The sequence below is a fragment of the Terrimonas rubra genome (assembly GCF_042686025.1).
Lineage (GTDB): Bacteria > Bacteroidota > Bacteroidia > Chitinophagales > Chitinophagaceae > Terrimonas > Terrimonas rubra.
In genome coordinates this window covers 1835916-1854412 of the sequence record NZ_JBHUOZ010000003.1, presented here as the reverse complement: position 1 = coordinate 1854412, position 18497 = coordinate 1835916, and the positions used below count along the sequence as shown (strand labels likewise).

Genomic DNA, 18497 nt, shown 5'->3' with positions numbered 1-18497 from the left:
ACGACAGTCTTCGTATATTGGTGCCCGGTAAGTTTTTCCCTGGAAAGGCTATTATTTTAAAACAGGTAATTAAAAAAAAGTCAGCTTATGAGCACAATGCGGTCCGTATCAATGATGATCTTATTTACGTTAATGGTGTGTACATACACTTTTGGGCAAGGAAAACGAAAGGCGGCACAACTGGATAGTATTTTTTCTGTGTTACACCAGCAGCAGCAGTTTAACGGGGTGGTGCTGATTACAGAGAAAGGCAAAGTAATTTACAAAAAAGGGTTTGGCATAAGGAATGAAAAAACAAAAGCGCTCAATAACAGCCGTACACAGTTTGAACTGGCCTCCTGTACCAAACAATTCACGGCCGGGGCTATCGTGCTGTTGCACCGCCAGGGTAAACTGCAGTATACCGATAAAATAACGCAATACATACCCGAGTTGCAACATTGGGATGCAGTGACCATTAACGACCTGCTGCATCATACCAGTGGTGTGGGAGAGTTTTTAGTGGATATGCAAACGGGATGGGATAAGAACGGGATCGTTACTAACGAGGATGTGATCAGCTTTTATGCTGCCCGGAAAGATACCCTTCAATTTGCTCCGCAAAGCCGGCACCGTTATAATAATACCAACTATGTACTGCTGGCTACTATTATTGAACGGGTATCGGGCAAAGATTTTGGTACTTACCTGGCCGAAAATATTTTCAAGCCATTGAAAATGAAACACACCCTGGTGTATAACAGCAGGCTGTCTCCCAAAAAAATGAAAAAACGGGCCACCGGTTATGTCTGGGAAAAAGGCTCATTCGCTAAAGTAACAGGCGAGCACCCCGGCTATGCGGATAGTATGGTGTACTACCTGGACGGAGCTGTAGGTGCTGCTAAAGTTACCAGTACAGTGGATGATATTTTAAAATGGGTAAATGCGCTAAAGACAAACAGTTTTTTTACACCGGCGGAGTTTGAGCAAATGACTGCTGTTACAAAAACCAGCAGCGGTAAAAATATTCCCTACGGCTTTGGGCTGGATGTATCAAAAGGTGAAAATAAATTTTCTTACGGGCATACCGGCAGCTGGGATGGTTATGTATCATTTATCTACCATAACCAGCTTAAGGACCGGACCATGATCATTTTACAGAACTTTAAACTGGGTGTGTATCCCTTTGATAATATTGTACAGGTGCTGGAAGAACAGCCCCTGGTAGTAGAATACAAAAAGAAAATTACGGTGCCCGAAGGCGTGGTGAGCAGGTATGCCGGCACTTTTATCGATGAAAAGAACCCGGAAGAAGAACATATGATCACCTATAAAGAGGGTCACCTTTTCTATAATACCAAAAGGGTAAAATGGGATATGCGTTTCTTCCCCGTTTCGGAAAATGAGTTCCAGGGTATCAGGCAGGGCGGGGTAGATGGGGTACTGCGTTTTACCAGTCTGCCTAACGGTGAATTAAAAATGGAAATGCTGGAATACGGAACAGTGATCGGCTCCGGCATATTGAAAAATTAAATTTTATTTTAATATAAGAAGTGTAGCGCTTATCCCGGTTCTATATCGCGGTAAGCGCTATGCTTTTTTCACCTAGTTTTGTTCCGGTGAAATATTATCGTGGTAATGATGATCCCCCCGATTGCCCTTGCTTATACGTTATTAGCAGGTAATACTTTTATAACGATTAAATGTAAATACCGGAACACTATGCTGAAATCCTTCCCCGTCTTTATCGGCCTGTTTATATTCACACAGTTTGCCGTACAGGCACAACAAACTACGGCAGCACTCAACCTGGTGCCTATACCACAAACCATGGTTGTTTCAAATGGCGGTTACCGGTTACCTGTTACCGGCATCAGTTATTACACTGCAGCTAAAGGATCAACAAAGGCAGAAAGTTTTGCCGGTAAATCATTGTTCGGGGGCAGTAATAAAAAAACAACCAACCCGCAAAACGCTAACCTGCAGTTATTAATACGTGCGGGCCTGGATAAGGAGGGTTATGAACTGGTGATTACCAAGAAAGGGATTGTACTGACCGCCTCAACGGATGCAGGACTTTTATACGGCCTGCAAACTTTACAACAGATGTATTTGCTGGCCGTAACCAATAATAGCAATGTATTACCCGCGGTCACCATTAAAGATCACCCGGCATTTGCCTGGCGGGGCGTTGAGCTGGATGTGGCCCGGCATTTCTTCTCCAAACAATATCTCTACAAATTTATTGACCTCCTGTCGGCCTATAAATTCAACAAACTGCATTTACACCTCACCGATGACCAGGGCTGGCGGATAGAAATAAAAAAATATCCTAAGCTAACGGAACAGGGAGCCTGGCGTACATATAATAACCATGATTCGGCCTTATTACAAAAGGCAATAGAAAATCCCGATTTTGAATTGCCCGCCGAACACATGCGTGAAAAGGACGGTCAGCAGGTTTACGGCGGCTTTTATACGCAACAGGATATCCGTGATATTGTACGGTATGCCGGCAGCAAAAATATTGAAGTGATACCCGAGATAGATATGCCCGGGCATATGCTTGTGGCTACACGTGCGTACCCCGAATTACTGCTGGATAATGGTGCAGCCGGGTGGGGCGAACAGTTCTCTGTTCCGGTTTGTCCCTGTAAGGAAAGCACTTATACTTTTATGCAAAATGTGTTAACGGAAGTTATGGCGCTCTTCCCTTCCAGATACATTCATATCGGTGCCGATGAAGTGGAAAAAACAAGCTGGAAACAATCGGCCTTATGCCAGGAGTGGATGCGTAAACAAAACACGAATGACCTGCATGAGCTGCAGAGTTATTTTGTACTGCGGATGAATAAATTTATCCGGTCAAAAGGTAAACTGGCTATCGGCTGGGATGAAATACTGGATGGCCCTTCCGACCCTTCCATGACAGTGATGTACTGGCGGGGCTGGGAAAAGAAAGCGCCTGCTACGGCTGTACAACGTGGGCATAAAGTCATTATGACGCCTACCAACCCCATGTATTTCGATTATCTGCCCAACAGCAGTACCCTGGAAACGGTTTACCGGTTTAATGTAATACCGGCCGATATGCCGGCTGATAAAAAGCAACTGGTATTAGGTGGACAGGCAAACGTGTGGACAGAAATGATACCGTCTCGTGAAAGACTGGAGTTTATGATACTGCCGCGCTTGAGTGCATTGGCAGAAAGAGTATGGACCAATAAAGATCTTTATGACAGCTACCAGCAAAGACTGATCAGCCATTACGGTATCTGGGATAAAAAAGACCTGCGTTACCGTATGCCCGATCTCAGCGGCTTTGCCGATGAGCAGGTGCTGGTAGATGGTAAGTCGGTATTAACGGTAAATAACCCGCTGCCGGGAACCAGGGTGCATTATACGGTGGATGGCAGTACACCCACTGCTTCCAGCCCGGTTTTACAGCAAAGCTTAAGCCTTACCGACACCGGCCGCATCCGTTTTGCCACTATATCCGGTGCCGGCGCAAAAAGTGAACTGTACCAGGTAAGAATTAAAAATGGCCGGTGGATAAAAAGTATGGATCTGGCTAACACCCATAAACAGCCTGGCCTTGCGGTGAGTTTTTATAATGGTGTATTTGCCAATACCACGAAGATGGCCGGGGAAGTGATCAGAAAACAAACCATTACCAATGTACACCTGGCCGATACGATTAAGATGCCCGCCTTTGGCGCACGGATCAGGGGGCTGATACAGGTGCCGCAAAAAGGCATCTATAGTTTTTACTTTACCTGTGATGATGGTGGTGTGCTGAAAATTGGTGACCAGCTTGTAGTGGATAATGACGGCCAGCATGCACCCGTAATGAAAAGCGGGCAGGTAGCGCTGGAAGCCGGGTATCATCCTTTTTATATTGATTTTATTGAAGCGGGTGGGGGCTTTACACTTAAACTGCAATACAGTGTGAACGGTTCACCGGTACAGCCTCTCCCGGATAGCTGGTTTTATAATAGCGGGCAATAATATTTATAAGTTTACGATAAACCATTACGGTTTAAAAAAGGTCTGCCGCTTACCGGCTGACCTTTTTATGTAAAAGCCCCGCATAGATTTATTGCAATATTTTATTTACTGAATAGCTGCGGTATCATCGTTCCATGAGGTGATCACCAATGAATATATTCAGGGATGTATGTGGTATAAAAAAAGGCGACTGAAGTCGCCCTGACTGTTAAAGATGGCAAACTGCAATGCCATAAACAGGGAGCCTGTAAAACAAGCTCACCTGCCGGCTAAAACAAAATGATAAAGATGCTGGTGTTTTTTAAAGAGGTTACACTAACGGCCTGTGATTAATTATTCTACTGCATTCAGTTCTGCCATACCCGCATAACGTCCGTCGGTGGTTTTGGTGATATTAAATTTGAAATACCTGGCTGTAACCGGCGTAACAAACCTTACTGTTTTAATGTCCGGGTTGTCGGCGGTAGAGCCACTGCCGGTAGCGGTACCAAAATATCTTCCTTCCAGTTTCCATGTGGTGCCGTTATTACTGGAATACACTTCCATATTAATAAAGTCATCCGGACGATATTCGTAGCTGGGTACAATAGGGAAACCTTTTACAGTTTTGCTTGTTCCCATATCCAGTTCCACCCAGGCAGGCATATTTCCATCCGAATCCCAGGCACTGCCATTATCACCATCCAGTATACGGCCTACCTCATTACCCGGGTAGTTGCCACTGGCAGAAACATTCCATGCCGTGCGGTTTATGGCCGTACCCGTAAGGCCACTATTGGCCGGATCAATATTGTTTTCAAAAACGGAAATCTGAATGTATACTACTTTTTTTGTTTCATCGGCGGGTATATCCACTGACTGGTTTTTGGCCGTTTTTAATTGTACGGGTAGCAGGTAATCAATTCCTGGTTGAAACAATTGAAGGTTGGGTAAACTGATCGTAAAACTGTCGGCACTGTTCATCATATTTTCAGGTATGTTCACCGTGGATTTCTGAAACTGGTAAGAAGAGGCCGGCGGCAGTACATAATTTTTACCTGTTTGCTGGCTATAGGCTGCCAGCAGCGATGGCGCTTCTTCTGCCGTTATTTGCGAATTGCCTGTTAACTGTTCATTTAAACTGCCTTTCAAATAAAGCGCATTGGGGCCGGTAACCACATTGTTTGCTTTATTTAATACAAGTGAGATGGTATTGGTATTGGTCCATGAACTGATACCGGCTTTGATCACTTTTAACTGTGTCTTTAAAAAAATGATATTCCGGGAGCCACTTACCGGCACTTCATTATTGGCATTTTTGATCACCACAGGTATAATATAACTGGTGCCTGCCGTTAGCAGGCCGGCATTTGTCAGTTCAACCTGTGCGGCAGCAGCCGATGCTGTTTGCCCGGCGGGTATGGTTATTACACCGTTTTGCCGGAGGGTAAATGCTCCTGCAGGTAGCTTTGCAGAAGGGGTAGTGAGTTTATTGATACTGTCATATACCCGTATCAGGGATGTATCAATGGAAACATTTACCTGTATATCCCTGTCAACAGCCCGGGAAAGTAACACAGGGAAAGAAGTACCGGGCCCGGCAACTACCTGTGTGCCGATCACATTAAAATTACCCTGTATCACATTATAGGCCAGGGTACCCGGTGCTGCATATACATGTAATTCGGAAGTATTGAATGAATCGCCTTTTTTACAGGCGTTCAACAGGAATAAACAAGTGGCTGCTGCCAGTAAATATATACGTTTGATGAGTTGCATGAGGATAGTTTTATATAAGCAAGTAAATTTTTTGTGGTTGTCAGGTTCGGTTAATTACAACGTACATTCGGAATCCAGGTAATGGCCCGGTTGGCAATGGCATCATAACCATGGCCACTGATATCGGTAACTGTATTACCTGTGCTTTCGTTGAATTTCCAGTAAGCCAGCAGGCCGTTGCTGGCAGGATCAACCACACACATGCCATTATTGATCTCTGCTTGCGTCAGCGCCCTGGTCCAAACCCTTGCTTCACTGATGGCGCCGTTTAACAGTCTACCGTTAGCGGAACGGCCTATCTGGAACCCGTCTGACCAGGTATTGGTCAGGTCAACCGTGCGCACCGCATCTTTGGTGGCTGCTAATTCACCGTTCACATATACCCTCAACTGGCTTCCGTTATATACCGCCGCAAGGTGGTACCAGGTGCCGGTTGAAAATTCGGTGCTTACATTGGTAGCCGTAGGCCCGCCGGCCACCTGCAACTGGTTAGGCTTTACGGTTACATCGCCAAAACGTAATAAAAAGGTTTCTTCAATGCCCATAACACTACTGATAAAAGGAGAGCTGGCCTGGAAGCTATTCACCATGATCCGGGCCTCTAAACTCAGGTTGGTCAGGGATTTTAAGGCGTCTCCTCCTTTGGCAAAATCTACTTTAAGATAATTGTTGGTAAGAGAAGCCACTGTAGCAATAATAACCTTGTTAATAATGATGTACAAGGTTTTTGATGCCTCCAGCACGGATGTGTTGCCCCCGGAAACAGATTGAATACGCACGGGTATCATATAGGATTTCCCATCTTCAAAACCGGCGGCAGAAGTGATCTTTAAGCTTACTTTATCAGAGATATTGGTTCCGGCCGCAATAGTTTGGGTTTCGGCGCTCAACTCATAACTATTTTCAGGAAGGGGAGAGAATTGTTTGTTATTCTCCTCGTTGTAGGCATTAATGAGTGTATTATCCGTTATCACTTTAATGCTTACCGGTGATGATACCGGTTTGGAGGATTTGGAGAGTATGACAAATTCACCTCCCGTATTTTCCACTGTCAGTGTGGTAACATTGTTGGTCTCTGCTGCAGCAAGGTAGACCACGTTTTTATTGAGGTCATTTTTCTTACAGGCATATATGGATATTAACAGAAGAAAAAAGACCGGTATATAATTTACGTATTTCATATAAAAAATATGCTTGGTTATCTTATTACTGGTGGTATGACTTATTTTGCTGCGGGATTCATGATCTGGATGGCCCGCCTGGTATAATAATAGTCAGGCGTTAAAGCGTATTCATATTCGGTGTGATAGGAACCGATGCCTCCCTTCCGGCCACCTGATGGTTGCCAGTAAGCAAAGCCGAATAAAGAGGGGACCGTACCGCGTACAGGATCACTAAAATTTACACCACCTGACCGCCAGTGGTCTTCGAAGTTCTCACAGGGAACGAACTTCTCCGGTGGGCATTCGCCAAGCCCATAGGTTAACAGTCTTGAACTCAGGTTAGCTCCTGAGCTTGAATTATATGCCTGTTGCATAAAATAGTTGTAATACGGCTCTACTCCCTTTTCACTGTACCCGTCAATGATCAATAAGTTTTCAGTACCGGATTTTGGTCCCATATATTTTCCTAATTCCTGGAACAGTTTAAATACATATTGATTGCTACCATCAGGTGAGTCAAAAGAAGTACCAAATATTGCATTCCTTTCTGAAGCTTCGCTGGGTTCATAATCCAGGTCAAAGCCATCTAACTGGTAGAGAGCGATGGTATCTGCCATTGCTTTGGCAACTTTCTCTATGGCCAGCATTTTATCATTCAGGAAGAGTGTGTTGTCGTTTTTTTTCATCAAACTTTCAACCCCACTGCCAAACATGCACCAAACAAACTTTATCCCTTTTAATGACCGGTTTTTTTGCAAAAGTTGATGATTATGACTACCCAGAGGCGGGTAGCCTCCCCACAGACTCACAATATCAACGCTGTCCGGAATGGCATCGTAGATACCTGCAAAACTGGGATTCCCCGGGCCTCCTGTTCCACCAAACCAGCCAAAGTATATCTGGTGTGGCGATGCTTTATAGGCCCTGAGATTGGCAAAGTAATCATTGGAACGTTTCAGTTGAATGTCTACGTCCAATGCTTTAGGTTCATTTTGTTTTGTACAGGCCGTTACCAAAACAATGATTATAAAAACAGGTATAAGATTTAAAAACTTATTCATGATGATACTGTTTAAAAATGATAAATTAATTATTCCGGGCACCGTATACCTTGTACCCATGCATTGGTACCGGTAAACCTTCCTGTATGTCCTTTGGTGGTAGCATCGGCAACAGTGTTACCCTGCCCATCGTTAAATTTCCAATAACCATATAAGCCGGGTGCAGCGGGGTTAACCGCACAGAAACTACCTGCTATTTCGGCCTGGGTCCTTGCTTTGGTCCAGAACCGTAACTCCTGTACATGCATGGGATGGCGTCCGCTGCCTCCGAAAAACATGGACTCCAGGTTAAAACTTACATTACCCGGTGTAGGCGTGGTGGCATCTAAGCGCCCGTCTACATAAATTTTAAAAGTACCGGCGGCACCATCCAGCACATAAGCTATATGATACCAGCGGTTGCTGGTAAATTCAGTGAGTGAAGCGGGTTGAATGCCGGCATATTTGATCTGGAGCTGGTTGGGTTTTATTACCACATCGCCAAACCGCGAATATATTTCCGAAGGATAGGCAGAGAACAACGTCATATTATTATAAAAACTGTTGGTTACTTTCACCCGGAACTCGGCTGTAAATGCCGTGAGGTTTTTTATAGGATCCGGAATATCGAATGCCAGGTTACTGATACGCGAAACATCTAAAGCCGGGTTGATCAATACCCGGTTAATAATAACATAAGCTACACGGGAAGCTGCTATTGCAGAAATGTTGCCGGCGCGTGGATTTACCGTCACCGGTATCATAAACAGGTCGCCATCGGAAACACTGTTATCCAGTGGCTTTACCAGTATATTGACGGAGTCGGATATACTGCTTCCTTTACGGATAACGGAGGTAGTGGACGACAGGCTGTAAAACCTCGGGGGCAGTGGTTTATAAGCGGTGCCCCATTTTTGGTTATAAGCATCCACCAGGGCCGTATCCACCTCAAAGCTCAAAGGAATATCAGCTTCTGCCAGTATGGAAGCACTGGCTGTTAAACGATAACTGCCGCCATTCTGGTCAACAGACATATTCCGGATATTGTTACCCGTTAAATCAGGATCACTGATAAAAATGCCGGTATTGTTTATATCATTTTTGGTACAGCCCCAGCCAAACAGCACTACTGCCAGGAGGATGCCCCAACGATTATATAAATTGGTTGTATGAGTTATGAGTATCATTTTTCTGATTAATTGTATAAGTCCGGAGTATTATGTCTAACGGGGAATATTGGTGTTTTTATCCCACCATAACCGGGTGCCACCGTTATCTGGTCCTCCCAACAGGGAAATGCCTTTTATGATCTGTACCGGGTTCTGGTTATACTGCGCCTGCGGGTAAGGAAGCCGGCGGGCCTGGAATAAAGTAATCACGTTGCCGGAACTCCTGTTTTGCAATACGGGTAAAATGCGTGGAAAGCCTGTGCGCCGGTATTCGGCCCAGCCTTCGGGCCCGTTCAGGTATAAGGCGATCCATTTCTGCATGATGATGCGGTGTAACTTGGTTTGAAAATTGGCCGCCTCATCCCATTTAATGGTCCATTTGGTAACACCGGTAACAGCTCCGGTACTGGCATAATCTAAATCAGTGCTGGTTCCTCCCGGTGCAGGATCAACATATTTAACCGGTAGCGCTGCATCGTCTGCCAGGTAAGTAGCAGGCATTGTTACGCCGGCTTCTTCAAATGCGGCTTTTATACCGGACTCATATAGATCTTTGGCATTGCCGCCCATGGCCCAGCCACGGATTGCGCCTTCTGCTTTTAAAAAATATACTTCAGAGACACGCATCCAGGGAAGCGGGGTACCGGTTGTAACATTCAGTTCAGAGAAAGGCTGGTAATTGGGTCTTACAATATTAATACCGCTTCTTACACCTATCACTTCTGTAGTACGGCCGGTCAGTGTGGAGTTTTTAAAATAAGCACGCAAACGGGGATCATTGTAGCCTGTCAGTATACTTACAATGGAAGCGCCTGCACGGGCTTCCTGGTAGTTTTGTGTTAAGGTAACCAGGGGGTTATTAAAATTAAATTGTCCATTGCCGGCTTTTAAGCTATGTACGGCATTATCGGCACTTCCGGTTAATAACCCTGCCGGGTGTGCAACGGCTTCCTCTGCGTATTGTTTTGCTTTGGCTGCATCCACATATACAGTGCGTATGGCCAGTCTTAATATGAGTGAATTTGCATAACGTGCCCATTTTAAATAATCGCCTTCATAGATCATATCATAGGCCTGTAAGGGTTTTCCGGCAGAAGCGCCAAGGCGGAATAAGATATTGCGGGCTTTAATAAGATCGGTAAAGGCGTAGGCATAAATACTTTCCTGGCTGTCATAAGCAGGAGTGGCAGTGCCTGTTATAATAGCGGAGTAAGGAACAGGACCGTAACTATCGGTTGTCCGGATAATACCCGTTACTTTAATAATATCGGCCACTGAAAATTGCAGGGAATCCTGTGACTGGTCGGTAAAGAATTTAATACTGTTCCAGGCACGCATTAAAGCACCCGTTAAATTAAACTGTTCATTTACCCAACCTGTGTTAAAGGCATAGGTAAGGTTATTACTGTTTGTATTCCAGTCTCCGGCCTGGCCCATATAACCGGAAAAACAATCTGCTGCCAGGTTAAAAGCTACCTGGTAACTATTAGCAAAATCTGTCAAACCTGGTGCATCTCCTGCAGGCGTAACTGCATTGATCATAGCCACAAAGTTGGCACCGGTAGAATAGTTATCAGGGTTTTGCTGATCGGGTGTAGGTCGGTAAGGATTGGTATTGATCTTATCAAACCGTTTGGTACAGGCTGCTCCCAGCAACAGAACTGCCAGTAAAACAATAAGCCTTTTAACGGTATATAGTAATTTGAATTGGTACATGATGCAATAGTTTTAATTATTGTGCCGGTAATATTTTTTTCACAGTTCCTGTCCCGGCTTTGAAAATAGATAGTAATGGAAGTACGGGCCGGTCTAAAACCGGGCTCTCAGGCTAAATCCAAAACTGCGGTAACTGGGTTGACGGAAATAATCAATGCCCTGGTAATAAGTCCCGGTTGATGATGCCGATTCCGGATCAAACGGCGCTTTATTATAGAACATGAACAGGTTACGACCGGTCACACTTATTTTAATATCGTCTATACGTCCGTTAAATAAACTGCCGGGTATGGTATAACCCAGCGCCGCTTCCCGTAACCGCACATTGGTTGCGCTGTATTGGTAATAAGCGGCCATACCTACCTGTCCGCCGGAAGCACCGCCAATGGTAGCATAGTAGTTTTTGACATCGGCATACATTTTTCCATATATGGCCACACCTCCGCGGTCTCGGTCCTTTGCCGATTGTTCGGATACACCATAAGCATCCATAATGGCCTGTGTATAGGATATACCCATACCACCCACACGGGCATCTATTAAAAAGGAAAGGTCGAAGTTTTTATAACTGATGGTATTGCTCCATCCGATATTATAGTCAGGTGCTGTTCTTCCGATATAACGGGCGGGGATATTTACTTTTTCAATACCATTGGTCTGCGGGTTTACCCATAAGTTACCCTGGTTATCTTCCCGTAATACCTGGGTAATATACAGATCGCTCATACTGCCGCCTACGGCCAGTATGTTCAACAGGTCATTACCCACTGTACCGTTCCTTATACTGTCAGCTCCAAAGACCTCTTTTGTAGCAGGATTCACATAACCTTCTGAAAGTCGTTTTACAATATTCCTGTTGAGAGAGAATATGAGGTTGGAAGAAAGTCCCAGTTCGCCGAAACGATTGTTATAGCCCAGGCTGGCTTCAATACCCCGGTTGGCAATATTGCCGGCATTGTAATAGTAGTTGGTAAACAGCGTTCCGGTTACCTGGTAGTTCAGTAATTGATTATAGGTATTGGATTGGTATACGGTTGCATTAAAAGAAAGTTTATTACGCAGAAACTTTAACTCCATGCCCAGTTCGTAAGAGCGGGTGCGTTCGGCCTGGAATTCGGGAAACGGTGCCGGTGAAAAATTATTGGCACCACCCTGTACCAGCGGCAAGGTAAGTGAGGTAAGTCCCGGTTGCGGTGCATTACCTACTTCGGCATAGGAAAAACGTAGTTTGGCAAACGAAAGGATATTTTTGGGAATATTTATTGCATCTGTAAGTACCGCTGATATACCTGCTGAAGGATAAAAATAGGATTTGGTATTAGCACCGGCTAATGCAGACGACCACTCGTTACGACCGGTCAGGTTAAGGAATAACCATTTGTTATAGTCAAACTCAGCAGTAGCAAAAACGGCCTGCTCCTCATGTGGAATAATAGGACCAAAATTTGTCCGGGGAAGTGACCTTGTATTTTCAATGGCATAAAAATTAGCCAGGTTGGAAAGATTGCCACCAGCTTCGGTGAGCTCACTTTTTTCATTTACAAAACTGGCGCCGGCATTGATATTAAATTGCAGGTTGGAGGATAACTTATGCCTTACGGATGCAATGATATCTGCGTAAGTATTTTTCATACTGGTTTGTGATAAGGTATAAAAACCTAATCTGGAGGCGAACAGTCCATCTGTACCTGCAGGTCTTTTTATTTCTCCTTTGATAGCACTGTTGTCAATGCGTACCCTTCCTGTGATATCCAGCCAATCGGTAAGTTTATATTTGGCTACTGCGCTTAACATATACCGGTCGATCTTCTGCCGGTTCGATTGTGCATGTGTGATCCAATAAGGGTTCTGCATTTGTAAGCCCTGGTTACCAAATGGCCAGAACTGGTCGGGGATTCTCCTGTCAGGATCATAACGCTCATATATTTCATATTTACGGATATCATCTGCAGGAGGAAAAAGATATACCGGAACAATGGGGTTATGATACTGTCCCTGTGCAATCATATTGTTATAATCCGATTTTACATACATGGCATTAAAGTCTGCTGTAAAACGTTCAGTGAACTGTGTGGTCTGGCGTAAATAAACATTATACCGGTTGAAAGTATTTTTTGGTATAATACCTTCCGCATTGTTACTGCCTGCGGAGAAAAATGTCTGGCTTTTTTCTGTACCACCGGAAATACTGATCCCGTTAAAAATGTTGAATCCTGTCTGGAAAAAATCTTTTGGTTTATAGGAAGAAGGGGTACTGAGTTTTCTTCCCCAGCTTTGCATTTGTAAAGGATCTTCCTGGCCGTAGGTATTTTGAAAACGGGGTAGTATAAAGGGGCTGAAGAAGTCGGTGCTATGCGAAAAACTTGCCTTTAAACGACCGGCACTACCTTTTTTGGTAGTTACCATAATAACACCGTTCGCTCCCTGGTTACCATATAAAGCAGCGGCGGAAGGCCCTGTCAGTACGGAGATACTTTCAATATCTTCAGGGTTAATGCTGGAAATACCTTCACCGGTAACCGCGCCCTGGAAGGCACCGGTAGAACCTGTTCCTCCATTTATATTGGGAATAGGAATGCCATCGATCACGTACAGCGCATTATTATTGCCACTGATAGATTTTGTACCACGCATTACCACACGGGTAGCGCCACCAATACCGGAAGAGCTGGAGTTAATGGTAACACCGGCAATCTTACCGGTTAAGGCGTTCACAAAGTTGGCGTCTTTATTTCTTGTTACTTCATCACCTTTAAACTCCTGTACATGATAGGATAAAGCCTTTTCGGCACGCCTGATACCTAATGCGGTAACTACTATATTTTCAATTTCCCGGGGCTGTGATTGTAATGTTATTGCCAGAAAAGCAGCCACATCGGTTATTTTTATTTCCCTGGTGATATAACCTACTGAAGAAATAACCAGGATATCCCCCTCTTTGGCATTGATGGTAAAACTCCCGGTTTCATCCGTAGCCTGTCCGGTAGTTGTTGCTTTCACCTGCACACTGACCCCACTGATAGGGCTGCCGGTAGAATCGGTTACACGACCTTTTACGATAGCAAAAAAATGCTGCTTTTCTTCTGTCTTTAACTGTAGCTTATCCGGCAGGTATAGTTTCCTGCTTATGATAATATTCTTTTCCGTGATCTGGTAATTGAGCGCCTGCTCTTTCATGATCTCATCCAGTGCAAATGCCAGGGGAACATTACTAAGGTTTACGGCTACGGGTACGGCTTCCTTATCAGCATTATTAACATACAGGATACCATATCCCGTTTGTTTTTTTACTATCTCCATCACTGACCTTAAAGACATTTTTTTCACCCGGAGCGTCACGGTCTGGGCGGTAGTGTTGGCATTCAGCTGCGTAATGGCCGCAAAAAAAAGAATAACATAAAGCTTCATAACAAGTTTAAGTTTCTTTAAATACCTGTAGTGGATTAAGGTTGTCAAAAATGTTGAAGAGATCCATTTTTGCGCATAGTTGAAAATACCGCTGACAGCAGTCCTGGCGGGCTTTACATTTTTTTGCATAATTTGCAATCGTTTAGTTGTTCAATAAAGTGTCCTAACTTATGGCAACTGAAAATCAGGCCGGGGGTGCTCGTAACACTTCCGGTTTTTTAGTTACCATGGCTTTGTTCCTGGCAGCAGGGTATTACAGCCTGCCGTTTCTTTTTACATATTATTATTTTTTGGATATCGTTAGTTTCCGGTTTGGCATTAACTGGCAATGCAATCCTGAATATTCCAGTATTTTAATCACACTGGATAAACTGGTATTCCGGTTCATGTCCCCGGAAATATTAATATCTTTTGTGTCCACATGCTCAACCGTTATATCTATATCATACCAGCGTTCCAGTTGTTTTATTATTTCGGGAAAACTAAACAGGTCAAACCTGAAAAAATCACTTTTCCAGTTCAGGGTCTTGGCAAGATCGGCTTTTGAAATAGTCAATGCCCCGTCTCTGTTGGCAGCTATTGCCTGCAGGCCCGGCGTAAGGGTGACTGAGTGAGCACTATTGGAAACCTTTACCGAACCCTCTACTAAAGCCGTATTAATACCGGCTTCATTAGCATAAGCGTTTACATTAAATTTTGTGCCCAGTACTTTAATATCCAGGTTGCCTTTAGTAACGATAAAAGGTTTTGCCGCGTTATGGGCTACTTCAAAATAGGCTTCCCCGTCAATCGTTACACGGCGTTCATTTGCCGGGAATATTACCGGGTAAGAAACTGAAGACCCCGCATTCAACCATATTTTTGTACCGTCAGACAGGGTGATACTGAAGGCCGCACTTCCCCGGGGATTAAATAAGGTATTATGCTGTAATGCCTTTATATTTTCTCCGGAACTGGTTTGATAAATTAATTCGCCGTTGGCTCCTTTAAGCAGTTGTACATTATCAGCGGGGATCAATGTACTGCCCTGTAAAGTGTCAAGTGATACCAGTTCTCCGTTGGCCATCCGGAGAACCGGTTTGCCTGAAAGGGGAGTACTGATACCGGCTATCTGGCTGCTTTCGTCCGGGTGCGTTTTAGTTCTCAGGCTATTACGTAGTATCAGTAAGCCGCCCAGCCCCACCACCATAATCAGGGAAGCGGCTGCTAACCAATATTTCCTGTTTAACCCTTTTACCGGGCGCAATGTGTTGTTAGTAATACTTTTTTTAATTCTTTCTTCTACCCGTTCTTTCGAGGCATAAGAAGCCTGTACAATAGGTCCTAACTGTTCCGGATCCGTTAGCTCCGCGTATAATTTTTTATGACTTATATCTTCTTCCAGCCATCGCTGCAGGAAAAGGGCTTCCTCTTTTTCAAGGGTTCCCTTAAGTTGTTTAATGATCAGCTCAGCTATATAGTGATATGGCTCCACGGGAGAATTTTTTATGGTGTAACCATATAAAGACGTGGATCAGGCGATTTTGTACTCAGCAATCAGAAAAAAAAGTAATAATAAATCCTTTTTTCCCGATAAGGATAGTTTTAACAGCGCAACGGCTCTTGTTTTATGGTTGCGGACGGACTGGTTACGGATACCTAATAATGCGGCTATGGCTTCATTACTCATGCCGTCAATATAGGCCAGCTTAAAAACTTCTTTTATTTTGGGAGGGAGCGCATCAATCTCTTTGTGGATCAGGCTTATTACTTCCGCTTTTATTTCATCATAACTGTTTTCGCGAAAATCTTCCTGTTGTATCCTTAGCAGTTCCTGTAGTTTTTGTGTTTCTTTTTTTGATGCCCTTAAATTATCAATACAGGCATTGCGTGCGGCTACATGCAAAAAGCCGGATATTCTTTTTTCCGTATCCAGGTAACTGCGGTTATTCCATAATTTAAGAAAGGTTTCCGTTACAATATCTTCCGCCTGTGCGGTATCAGCAATATATTGTTGAACAAGGAAGAATACTTTTGGCTGGAACTTTCTATAAATTAAGGTAAAGGCTTCCGATCTCCCCTTATTGAATTGAGCAATCAGTTTTTCAGTCATGGTTTAGCAAAACAGCGTAACGCAAAGTAGATTTTTTTAATTTAAATAACAAAACATTGTTGTCTGCCGGAAAATACGCGGAGGATATTTTGCTGAATATAGGTTTCGCTGCTACGGCAACTTATAATATTATTAATTTAGAATATATATAAATGGCATTTAACAGGGTAATTAAAAAAGGCGGCCGAAGCCGCCCTAACTGTTAAAGATGGCAAACTGCTATGCCATACGTGGGGATCCTGTAGACACAGGCTCACCCACGGACTAAAACACACTTGCTATGATGATGAGAAATATTATTCCACCGCATTCAGTTCTCCCATGCCTGCATAACGTCCGTCAGTGGTTTTGGTAATACTAAATTTGAAATACCTGGCCGTAACCGGCTGGAAGAATTTAACTGTTTTAATATCGGGGTTGGCCGGAGAAGAGCCGGAACTGGTGGTCGTGCCATTATAGGTTCCCTGCGAAGTCCAGGTAATCCCATCGTTACTGGACAATACTTCCATTTGCAGGAAATTATCCACCCGGCCATATTCGTAGCTCGGTACTATGGGAAATCCTTTTACTGTTTTGGCTGTTCCCATATCCAGTTGTACCCAGGCAGGAAGGTTTCCATCAGAGTCCCAGGCAGTGCTATTGTTTCCATCCAGCACTCTTGATACATCATTACCGGGATAGCTTCCGCTGGTAGTAACACTCCATCCTGCGCGGCTTATTGTAGTACCCGTGAGGCCGGTATTGGAAGGATCTATATTTTGCACACTCACTGTAACCCGTATATATACATGCTTATTGGTACCTGCATCTACATTACCGCCACTCTTAATGGTTAATGGTAATAAATAAGTACTGCCTACTGAAAATGAATTGTAATTGGAAAACTGAACCCGGAAACTATCTGTAGCCGATGTAGTAGCCCCGGCCGCAATCGTTACATTATCTTTTGAAACCGTAAAACTGCCTGCGGGAAAAGCGATATAACTGGTACCATTGGCAGCGTTGTAGCTGTCAACCAGGCTGGCATCATAATTAACACCTACCTGCACCGCCGTATTGAGCACATAATTTAATGCCGCACCAAAACCGGTTTGGGCCGGGCCGGTAATATTCCCCGTTGGCGGCTTGATGAAAGCAATATTGATGACGTTGGAGCCTGATGCCGGTATAGCAGCCAGCGCCAGCCGTGGTGTAATAAGAATGTATTTCACATTATTGGTAGTAGCCGGGGCAATTTCGCCCTCGTCTTTTATTTTGACCGGCAGCAAATAGCCGGTGCCGGCAGTAAGTATGCTCAGGTCAGGCACCTGCACTTTTATACTATCGGCCGAGGTGGTAGTGCCTGCATTGATCGTTGCACTGTTTTTCACAAAAGTATAGGAGCCTGCAGGCAGTACACTATAGCTGGTGCCATTAGCTGAATTATAAGCCGCTACCAGGCTGGCATCATCTATGGCTGTTATGGTTACATTTTTTGCAATGGCAGCGTTGATCAATACCGGGAACCCGATTACCGGGCTGGCCTTAAAACCAGCAGTAAACCCTACCTGTTGCGAAAGCAGCCCGGTGGATACCCTGCTGGTTATTTTCACAATCCCGGTGCGTAAATACATTACCTGGCGGGTATTGCTCACCGGTATGTTTTGCGAAGAAGCGGTAAGCCTTACTGGCACAATATAGGTTTTTGTAAGGTCCAGTCCCACTGTATCAGCCAGCACCAGCCGAACCGAGTCGGAGGATGAAGTCTGTCCCTGCCTGATCGTTACCGTTTGGTCGGCCAGTTTAAAAGCCGAAATTTTAAACCTGGGGGATGTCACTTTATTAATGCTGTCATACACCGCCAGCAGGCTTGTATCAATCACAGCGGTTACCTGCACTTCTTTTTCAAAACTGCGGGTAAGTAATACCGGGAAAGAAAGGCCGGAGCCTGCCACTGATTCGTTGCGCAGTACGGCAATATTACCGGCACTGATATTATAAGCAGCTGTTCCCGCCGGGGCATACACCAATACCTCTTTGGTATTCAGTTCATCGTTTTTGTTGCAGCATACAAATAATATAGTGATCGATGCCATTATATAAAGCCGGTAAAAATGGCGTAGTTTGATTATGATCATAAAAAAAGTTTTGATTGTGGTGCTTTTATAAAATCTGTTTATTGCAG

11 protein-coding genes are annotated in these 18497 nt (G+C 44.3%); 2 read left to right on the top strand and 9 right to left on the bottom strand.

Annotated features, from left to right (window positions below; all coding sequences use genetic code 11):
* Positions 1-87: 87 nt before the first annotated feature.
* Both ACFS6H_RS17030 and ACFS6H_RS17025 read left to right on the top strand, forming a co-directional pair.
* On the top strand, positions 88-1512 hold the full coding sequence (locus ACFS6H_RS17030) for a serine hydrolase domain-containing protein (protein ID WP_386101729.1): 1425 nt from the start codon (positions 88-90) through the stop codon (positions 1510-1512).
* Between the two features lie 189 nt (positions 1513-1701).
* Entirely contained in the window at positions 1702-3987 is a 2286-nt protein-coding gene (locus ACFS6H_RS17025) for a family 20 glycosylhydrolase (RefSeq protein WP_386101726.1), read from the top strand.
* 333 nt (positions 3988-4320) lie between these two features.
* On the opposite strand, the gene ACFS6H_RS17020 is transcribed toward ACFS6H_RS17025, so the two are convergent.
* From ACFS6H_RS17020 to ACFS6H_RS16980, 9 genes are all read right to left on the bottom strand, one after another.
* Positions 4321-5745 carry a BT_3987 domain-containing protein gene (locus ACFS6H_RS17020; protein WP_386101723.1) on the bottom strand — a complete coding sequence of 475 codons (1425 nt, stop codon included), beginning with the start codon at positions 5743-5745 and terminating at the stop codon, positions 4321-4323.
* A 50-nt stretch (positions 5746-5795) separates the two neighbouring features.
* Entirely contained in the window at positions 5796-6926 is a 1131-nt protein-coding gene (locus ACFS6H_RS17015; RefSeq protein ID WP_386101720.1) for a DUF1735 and LamG domain-containing protein, read from the bottom strand.
* Positions 6927-6967: 41 nt separating this feature from the next.
* Positions 6968-7969, bottom strand: coding sequence for a glycoside hydrolase family 18 (locus ACFS6H_RS17010; protein WP_386101717.1), 1002 nt, complete (start codon positions 7967-7969; stop codon positions 6968-6970).
* Positions 7970-7998: 29 nt separating this feature from the next.
* On the bottom strand, positions 7999-9135 hold the full coding sequence (locus tag ACFS6H_RS17005; RefSeq protein ID WP_386101714.1) for a DUF1735 and LamG domain-containing protein: 1137 nt from the start codon (positions 9133-9135) through the stop codon (positions 7999-8001).
* A gap of 36 nt (positions 9136-9171) precedes the next feature.
* On the bottom strand, positions 9172-10833 hold the full coding sequence (locus ACFS6H_RS17000) for a SusD/RagB family nutrient-binding outer membrane lipoprotein (protein WP_386101711.1): 1662 nt from the start codon (positions 10831-10833) through the stop codon (positions 9172-9174).
* A gap of 93 nt (positions 10834-10926) precedes the next feature.
* Positions 10927-14241 carry a SusC/RagA family TonB-linked outer membrane protein gene (locus ACFS6H_RS16995; protein WP_386101708.1) on the bottom strand — a complete coding sequence of 1105 codons (3315 nt, stop codon included), beginning with the start codon at positions 14239-14241 and terminating at the stop codon, positions 10927-10929.
* Between the two features lie 283 nt (positions 14242-14524).
* Entirely contained in the window at positions 14525-15715 is a 1191-nt protein-coding gene (locus ACFS6H_RS16990) for a FecR domain-containing protein (RefSeq protein WP_386101706.1), read from the bottom strand.
* Between the two features lie 39 nt (positions 15716-15754).
* Complete coding sequence (locus ACFS6H_RS16985) at positions 15755-16333, bottom strand: RNA polymerase sigma factor (RefSeq protein ID WP_386101703.1); 579 nt, start codon at positions 16331-16333, stop codon at positions 15755-15757.
* 296 nt (positions 16334-16629) lie between these two features.
* On the bottom strand, positions 16630-18450 hold the full coding sequence (locus ACFS6H_RS16980; RefSeq protein ID WP_386101700.1) for a BT_3987 domain-containing protein: 1821 nt from the start codon (positions 18448-18450) through the stop codon (positions 16630-16632).
* Positions 18451-18497: the final 47 nt, after the last annotated feature.

What these genes read in the sequence shown, in the direction of transcription:
- ACFS6H_RS17030 (WP_386101729.1), top strand. Translation starts at nt 88, where the DNA reads ATGAGCACAATGCGGTCCGTATCAATGATGATCTTATTTACGTTAATG.
- ACFS6H_RS17025 (WP_386101726.1), top strand. Translation starts at nt 1,702, where the DNA reads ATGCTGAAATCCTTCCCCGTCTTTATCGGCCTGTTTATATTCACACAG.
- ACFS6H_RS17020 (WP_386101723.1), bottom strand. Translation starts at nt 5,745, where the DNA reads ATGCAACTCATCAAACGTATATATTTACTGGCAGCAGCCACTTGTTTA.
- ACFS6H_RS17015 (WP_386101720.1), bottom strand. Translation starts at nt 6,926, where the DNA reads ATGAAATACGTAAATTATATACCGGTCTTTTTTCTTCTGTTAATATCC.
- ACFS6H_RS17010 (WP_386101717.1), bottom strand. Translation starts at nt 7,969, where the DNA reads ATGAATAAGTTTTTAAATCTTATACCTGTTTTTATAATCATTGTTTTG.
- ACFS6H_RS17005 (WP_386101714.1), bottom strand. Translation starts at nt 9,135, where the DNA reads ATGATACTCATAACTCATACAACCAATTTATATAATCGTTGGGGCATC.
- ACFS6H_RS17000 (WP_386101711.1), bottom strand. Translation starts at nt 10,833, where the DNA reads ATGTACCAATTCAAATTACTATATACCGTTAAAAGGCTTATTGTTTTA.
- ACFS6H_RS16995 (WP_386101708.1), bottom strand. Translation starts at nt 14,241, where the DNA reads ATGAAGCTTTATGTTATTCTTTTTTTTGCGGCCATTACGCAGCTGAAT.
- ACFS6H_RS16985 (WP_386101703.1), bottom strand. Translation starts at nt 16,333, where the DNA reads ATGACTGAAAAACTGATTGCTCAATTCAATAAGGGGAGATCGGAAGCC.
- ACFS6H_RS16980 (WP_386101700.1), bottom strand. Translation starts at nt 18,450, where the DNA reads ATGATCATAATCAAACTACGCCATTTTTACCGGCTTTATATAATGGCA.